This window comes from Leucobacter sp., from assembly GCF_053528595.1.
The window spans coordinates 1-7,127 of sequence record NZ_JAIVPF010000006.1 but is presented as its reverse complement, the minus strand read 5'-3'; the positions used below and the strand labels follow the sequence as shown (position 1 = coordinate 7,127).

The 7,127-nt window shown below is 68.7% G+C and carries 3 protein-coding genes and 1 pseudogene; 2 read left to right on the top strand and 2 right to left on the bottom strand.

Annotation, left to right across the window (positions count from 1 at the left end):
- The coding region (locus ACWKZU_RS00855; protein ID WP_449280503.1) for a M1 family aminopeptidase at positions 1-2,349 on the bottom strand (2,349 nt) is incomplete at its 3' end.
- Positions 2,350-2,677: 328 nt separating this feature from the next.
- Here ACWKZU_RS00855 and ACWKZU_RS00850 point away from each other — a divergent pair.
- Together ACWKZU_RS00850 and def are read left to right on the top strand one after the other, a co-directional pair.
- Entirely contained in the window at positions 2,678-6,076 is a 3,399-nt protein-coding gene (locus tag ACWKZU_RS00850) for a pyruvate carboxylase (protein WP_449280502.1), read from the top strand.
- A gap of 158 nt (positions 6,077-6,234) precedes the next feature.
- The gene (gene def, locus ACWKZU_RS00845) at positions 6,235-6,726 is read left to right on the top strand and encodes a peptide deformylase (RefSeq protein WP_449280501.1); all 492 of its coding nucleotides are present in this window, start codon (positions 6,235-6,237) and stop codon (positions 6,724-6,726) included.
- 120 nt (positions 6,727-6,846) lie between these two features.
- On the opposite strand, the pseudogene ACWKZU_RS00840 reads toward def, so the two are convergent.
- Positions 6,847-7,127, bottom strand: a pseudogene (locus ACWKZU_RS00840) (long-chain fatty acid--CoA ligase); the annotation flags it as partial.

Genomic DNA, 7,127 nt, shown 5'->3' with positions numbered 1-7,127 from the left:
CTCGTACACGAAGTACACCCCGCCCGACGCATCGGTCTTCCTGATGCCCGTCGACAGACCCCGCTCCGCCATCCAATTGATCTCCCGCGAGAACTTCGCCGACCTCGACACATCACGGAACGGATCCTTCGCCGGCTGCGGCTTCGCCTTCTGCACGGTCGCGGTCGGATCGCTCGTCGCCGAGGTCGGCAGGTAGCGGTCCTTCGAGCCCGTGACGGCGACGGTGACGGTCTTGCCGACGGCGCCGGAGGGGATGACGAAGGTCGAGGCGGTCGCACCGGTCACCGGCTGTCCGCCGACGGCCCACTGGTACGCGAACGACGTGCCCTCGGGCCAACCGGCGGTGCCGGCGGTGAGCGTCTCTCCGACGCGCGCCTCGCCCGAGACGGTCGGCTTCGGCGCGGGATCCAGCTCGTACTCGGTCACGGCGAGCGAGGTCGAGCACTCGGTGCAGGTGCCGCCGAGGGTCGCAACGCGTGCGGTCGCGTCGATCGTGCCGCCCGAGGCCGTGTCCCGCACGGTCGCCGAGAAGGACACCGAGGCGTCGGCCGTCGTCGCGGTCGCCGGCACGGCCCAGGACAGCGTCGTGCCGTCGAGCGTGACGCCCTCGGGCAGCGGATCCTCGAGCGTCGCGCTGTCGAGCAGGGAGGCCGCATCGACGGACACCACCGACGTCGCGAGCGGGATCCGCCCGGTGTTCGTCGCGGTGAGCGTGTACTCGACCTCGTCGCCGCGCTCGAGCGCCTCCTCGCGATCCGGGGTGGTGATCTTCGCGGTCAGCTTCTCGGGCCAGGCCGGCTTGCCCGGGGTCAGGATCCAGTCCTCCCACAATGCGGTGAGGTCATGACCCGAGAGCTCCTCGGCGAGCGCCTTCAGCTGCGCGTTCGCGACGCTCTGCCCGCCGTAGCGCGCCTGATACTCGGGCACGAGCTGGAAGAAGGCCTCGTCGCCGATGGCGATCTTCAGCGCCTCCCAGAACTGCGCGCTGCGGGTGTAGGTCTGGTAGCCGTACAGGCTTGCGGAGCTGGTCTGCGCGCCCGGCGGGATGTTCCAGTTGGCGCTCGTCGGCGCGGTGTTGTTCCACGAGTTGAAGTAGGTCTGCTCGGTGGAGTTGCCGCTGCCGAAGCCGGCAGCGCTGTTGTAGTGGGTCGGCCCCCAGGTGGCCATGCCCTCGCCGATCCAGATGTCGGTCCAGGTGCTCGGCGCGACGTTGTTGCCGTACCACTGGTGCACGAGCTCGTGGATGAGCGTGTTGCCGCCGACGGAGCTCGCGGACGGGAAGAACGAGCGGTCCTGCGTCTCGAGCGCGTAGTTGATGGCGCTGGGAACCGTGTCAACGATCACCCCCGTGCTGTTGCCGGGATAGGGGCCGTAGACCTTCTCGAGGTTCTGCGTGAACGTCTGCAGCTGGGCGACGCGGTTGGTGATCGTCGTCTTGTTCGCCGTCGAGAGGGTCGAGTCCATGAACGACCAGCTCGGGATGACACGGCCGTCCGTGAGGGTGATCTCGCCCTCGATGATGTCGTAGCGCCCGATGCCGATCACTGCGAGTTCGGACGCCATCTGCTCGTTCTGGCGCCACTTCCACGTAGTGCGCTGTCCGTCTTCTGACGCCGTGCGCGAGACGAGCTCGCCGTTGCTGACGACTGCCGAGGCTGAGGTCCCCGCGCCCGTCGCTGTCGACAGTTGGCTCGGGATGTCGACGGTGAAGGTGTAGGTCGCCTTGTCGGCCGGGGTGTTGTTGTGGGGGTAGCCGGCCATCATGCCGATGGGCTGCCCGAGCAGTACGGCGCCGTCGGTGGTGGCGCTCCACCCCTCCTGCGAGTCGTCGGCGTCGATGTGGGCCACGGGCTTGCCGTGGTAGGCGATCGTAGTGGTGAAGGTGCCGCTCACCGGCGCTGCGGGCGTGACGATGAGCTTGTACTTGATCGACGCCGCGTCGATGTCGCGCGTCCATTCCGCGGGCTCTCCGTTGACGAGGACGGAGTCGATCTCCATACCCTCGAAATCGAGCGAGAACGAGCGCAGTTGCCCGGACGTGGTGGCGGTCATCGTGGTCGTCGCCGCCGAGATGCTGCCCGCGAGGAGATGCGGGCCGGACGGGGGAGGTCCGGGCTGGGTCTCGTCGGGCGACCACGCGATGGCGACGTCGTAGTCGAGCGCATCGTAGCCGCCGTTCCCGACGTTCGGGAACATGGCGTCGCCGGAGGTGCGAGCACCGTCGACGGGTTCGTCGGCGAAGGCGGGGGATACAGGGAGCGCGAGCAGCCCCGCTGCGAGCGTCAGTGCTGCCGCTCCTGCGAGGGAGCGGCGCGCAGGCACGCCGCTCTTCGGTCTGGTGATGTTCATGGCATCCTTCGAACGGAGATGGGTGAGTGGTGGCCCCGGGGAGTCGACAGTGACGATCCGCGCAGGTTGCGACAACCCTAGTGGGGCCCGTGTTTCGGGCGTAAGTGGCCGATCGGGCGGGGATTATGGACCCCTCCAGCTGGTGTATGGAGAAGCTCCTCCGTCTTCGCCGGTTCCGGCCGTCCGTCCCGGCGGGTCCGGTCCGCGTCCGGGGCTCGGCGCCGCGGGGCTCCGTGCCTCCTCGGGAATGGCTACCATGTATCTTGATATCGAACGATATTCCGGCCTGGGCAGCCGCTGATCACTGATGACAAGAGGAGTATTCCGCGTGTTCAAGAAGGTTCTGGTTGCCAATCGTGGTGAGATCGCGATTCGTGCGTTTCGTGCGGCGCATGAGTTGGGTGCGTTGACGGTGGCGGTGTTTCCGTATGAGGATCGGAATTCGTTGCATCGGTTGAAGGCGGATGAGGCGTATCTGATCGGTGAGGTGGGGCATCCGGTGCGCGCGTATCTGGATGTTGCGGAGATCGTGCGTGTTGCGGTGGAGTCGGGTGCGGATGCGATTTATCCGGGGTACGGGTTCTTGTCGGAGAATCCGGGGTTGGCGGCTGCTGCGGAGGCGGCGGGGATCCGGTTCATCGGTCCGGGGCGTGAGGCTTTGGAGATGGCGGGGAACAAGGTCGCGGCGAAGGAGCATGCGATTCGGGCGGGGGTGCCGGTGCTTCGGTCGACGCCGCCGACGACGGATGTGGATGCGTTGATCGTGGGGGCTGGGGAGATCGGCTTCCCGGTGTTCGCGAAGGCGGTGGCCGGTGGCGGAGGCCGCGGGATGCGGCGCGTGGAGCGCGAGGAGGATCTGCGCGACGCGCTGGAGTCGGCGATGCGGGAGGCGGAGTCGGCGTTCGGGGATCCGACGATGTTCATCGAGCAGGCGGTGCTGCGTCCGCGGCATATCGAGGTGCAGGTGCTGGCGGATCGGACGGGTGCGACGGTGCATCTGTTCGAGCGGGATTGCTCGGTGCAGCGGCGGCATCAGAAGGTCGTGGAGATCGCGCCGGCGCCGAATCTGTCTGCGCAGAAGCGGGCGGAGTTGACGCGGGACGCGATCGCGTTCGCGCGGTCGATCGGGTACGAGAACGCGGGCACGGTGGAGTTTCTCCTGGACACCGAGGGGGAGCGTGCGGGGGAGCACGTGTTCATCGAGATGAATCCGCGTATTCAGGTGGAGCACACCGTGACCGAGGAGGTCACGGATGTGGATCTGGTGCGTTCGCAGATGCGGATCGCGGCGGGGGAGACGCTCGAGGATCTGGATCTGACGCAGGATCGGATCCAGTTGCGGGGGGCGGCGCTGCAGTGCCGGATCACGACGGAGGATCCTGCGAACGGGTTCCGTCCGGATCTGGGCCGGATCACGGCGTATCGTTCGCCGGGCGGCGGCGGGGTCAGGATCGATGGCGGCACGATCAATGTGGGGGCGCAGATCAGCCCGCACTTCGATTCGATGCTCGCGAAGCTGACCTGCCGGGGCCGTGATTTCGAGGATGCGGTGGTGCGGGCCAGGCGGGCGCTGGGGGAGTTCCGGATCCGCGGGGTGGCGACGAACATCCCGTTCCTGCAGGCCGTGCTCGCCGATCCCGCGTTCCAGGCGGGTGATGTGGCGACGTCGTTCATCGAGGAGCGGCCCGAGCTGCTGCAGATGAACAAGCCCAAGGATCGTGCGACGCGTCTGCTGCAGCACGTCGCGAACGTGACCGTGAACCAGCCGTACGGGGCGCGTCCCGGCGCGATCGATCCCGCGGCGAAGCTGCCGGCGGCGGATCTCGCGCAGCCCGTCCCGGACGGTTACCGGCAGCGGCTGCTCGAGCTCGGGCCGGAGGGGTATGCCAGGAGCCTGCGGGAGCAGACGGCGCTCGCGGTGACCGAGACCACGTTCCGGGACGCGCATCAGTCGTTGCTCGCGACGCGGGTGCGGACGAGGGATCTGGTGCGGGTCGCCCCGTACGTGGCGCGGCTCACCCCGCAGCTGTGGTCGGTGGAGGCGTGGGGCGGCGCGACCTACGATGTCGCGCTCAGGTTCCTGGGCGAGGATCCGTGGGAACGGCTCGCGGCTCTTCGGGAGGCGTTGCCGAACGTGCCGATCCAGATGCTGTTGCGCGGCCAGAACACGGTCGGGTACACGCCCTACCCGGCTGACGTGGCGCGCGCGTTCGTGCGGGAGGCCGCGGCGACGGGCGTGGACGTGTTCCGCATCTTCGACGCCCTCAACGACGTGCAGCAGATGCGGGTCGCGATCGATGCGGTGCGGGAGACGGGGACGGGCGTCGCGGAGGTCGCGATGGCGTACACCGGCAATCTGCTCTCCCCGGCCGAGGACAAGTACACCCTCGACTACTATCTGCGCCTCGCCGACCAGATCGTGGAGGCGGGCGCGCACATCCTCGCGATCAAGGACATGGCCGGGCTCCTGCGTCCCGCGGCTGCGGCGAAGCTCGTGGCCGCGCTCAGGGAGCGCTTCGAGCTGCCCGTGCACCTCCACACCCATGACACGCCGGGCGGGCAGCTCGCCACCCTCCTCGCCGCCTCGCAGGCGGGCGTGGACGCGGTGGATGCGGCATCGGCGCCGATGTCGGGCACCACCAGCCAGCCGTCGCTGTCCGCGCTCGTGGCCGCCCTCGCGGACACTGACCGCGACACGGGACTGAACGCGGACGCCGTGTACGCCCTCGAACCCTACTGGGATGCGGTGCGGGGCCTGTACCGGCCGTTCGAGTCGGGCCTGCCCTCGCCCACGGGCCGCGTGTACACGCACGAGATCCCCGGCGGGCAGCTCTCCAACCTGCGCCAGCAGGCCATCGCGCTGGGCCTCGCCGAGAACTTCGAGAAGATCGAGGACATGTACGCCGCCGCGGACCGCATCCTCGGCCGCATCCCGAAAGTCACCCCCTCGTCCAAGGTCGTCGGCGATCTCGCCCTGCACCTGGCCGCCGTCGACGCCGACCCGGACGATTTCGAGGCGAACCCCGCAGGCTACGACGTCCCCGACTCCGTCGTCGGGTTCCTCGCGGGCGAGCTCGGCGAGATCCCCGGCGGCTGGCCCGAACCGTTCCGTTCGAAGGTGCTCGCCGGACGCGACGTGAACATTCAGGTCGCCCCCCTCACCGCCGACGACGAAGCCGCGCTCGCGGGCAGCAGTCAGGAACGCCGGACCGCACTCAACCGGCTCCTGTTCCCGCAACCCACCCGCCAGTACGAGCAGGCGCGCGAGCAGTACGGCGACCTGTCCGTGCTCGACACCCCCGACTACCTGTACGGCCTCGAGGCCGGGCAGGAGCACGCCATCGACCTCGCGAAGGGCATCCGCCTCTACGTCGGACTCGAAGCCATCGGCGAAGCCGACGACAAGGGCGTGCGCACCGTCATGGTGCGCGTCAACGGGCAGCTCAGGCAGGTGTTCGTGAAAGACGAGCACGTCGCCGTGGACACCCCCGTCGCCGAGAAAGCCGACCGCACCATCCCCGGCCACGTCGCCGCCCCCTTCTCCGGCACCGTCACCATGAAGGCCGCCGTCGGCGACACCGTCGAGGCCGGCCAACCCGTCGCCACGATCGAGGCCATGAAAATGGAAGCCGCGATCACCGCACCCATCACCGGCACCATCGAACGCATCGTGTTCACCGGCACCCGCTCCCTCGAAGCCGGCGACCTCATCGCCACCATCGCGTAGGCTGATAGATCTGCGCCGGCAGGATGCGTCATCCTGCGGCCGCGAAGCGGATCGCAGGATCCATGGTGACGACGACATGGATCCTGCGTACGGCGACTCACTCCGCTCGCGCAGCATGACCGGCTTCGCCGCGCGCAGGACGACGGGAAGGACTGCCAGTGGCCATTCGAGAGATCAGACTGTTCGGCGACCCGGTGCTGCGCACCGTGTGCGACCCCGTGACGGAGATCGACGAGGGCGTGCGAGCGCTGATCGCCGACCTCTGCGAGACCGTCGACATGGAGGGCCGCGCCGGTCTCGCCGCGACCCAGATCGGCCACACCCAGCGCGCCTTCAGCCTGAACATCGACGGTGAGGTCGGCTACGTCATCAACCCCGAGATCGTGGCGCTGGAGGGGGACCCCGTGCCGACCGGCGAGGGCTGCCTCTCGGTGCCCGACCTCTGGTTCGAGGTGATGCGCTACCCGCGGGCGACGGTGCGGGGGATCGATCTCGACGGCGCCGAGGTCGTGATCTCGGGGGAGGGCCTGCTCGCACAGGCGCTGCAGCACGAGTGCGACCACCTCGACGGCAAGCTCTACATCAACCGTCTGGACCGCGAGGCGCGCGGCGAGGCGATGCGACGGATCCGCCAGTCGGCCTGGTTCTGACGTCCGCGCTGACGAGGGCTTCCGCCGAGAGCTCGCGCTGGATGACCGGAGGAGCCGATGAGCGCGGAGGAGCGGCCACCGGTGCGACCGGTCACCGCCCCTCCGCGCTGCGCGCGGCGACTACTTGCCGACGCTGACCGCCTCCGTCTGCGGGTTGTCGCCGTAGAGCTTCGCGATCTCACCGGCGAAGTCGCGCAGGATGTTGTCGCGCTTGATGCTCATCTTCGGCGTGAGGTGGCCGTTGGCCTCGATGAACTCGGTCGGCAGGATCACGAACTTGCGGATCGACTCGGCCCGGGAGACGTACTTGTTGCCGTGGTCGATGGCGCTCTGCACCTCGGCGAGCACCTTCGGGTGGGCCGAGGCCTCCTCGAGCGTCATGTTCGGGTCCTCGCCGTTGT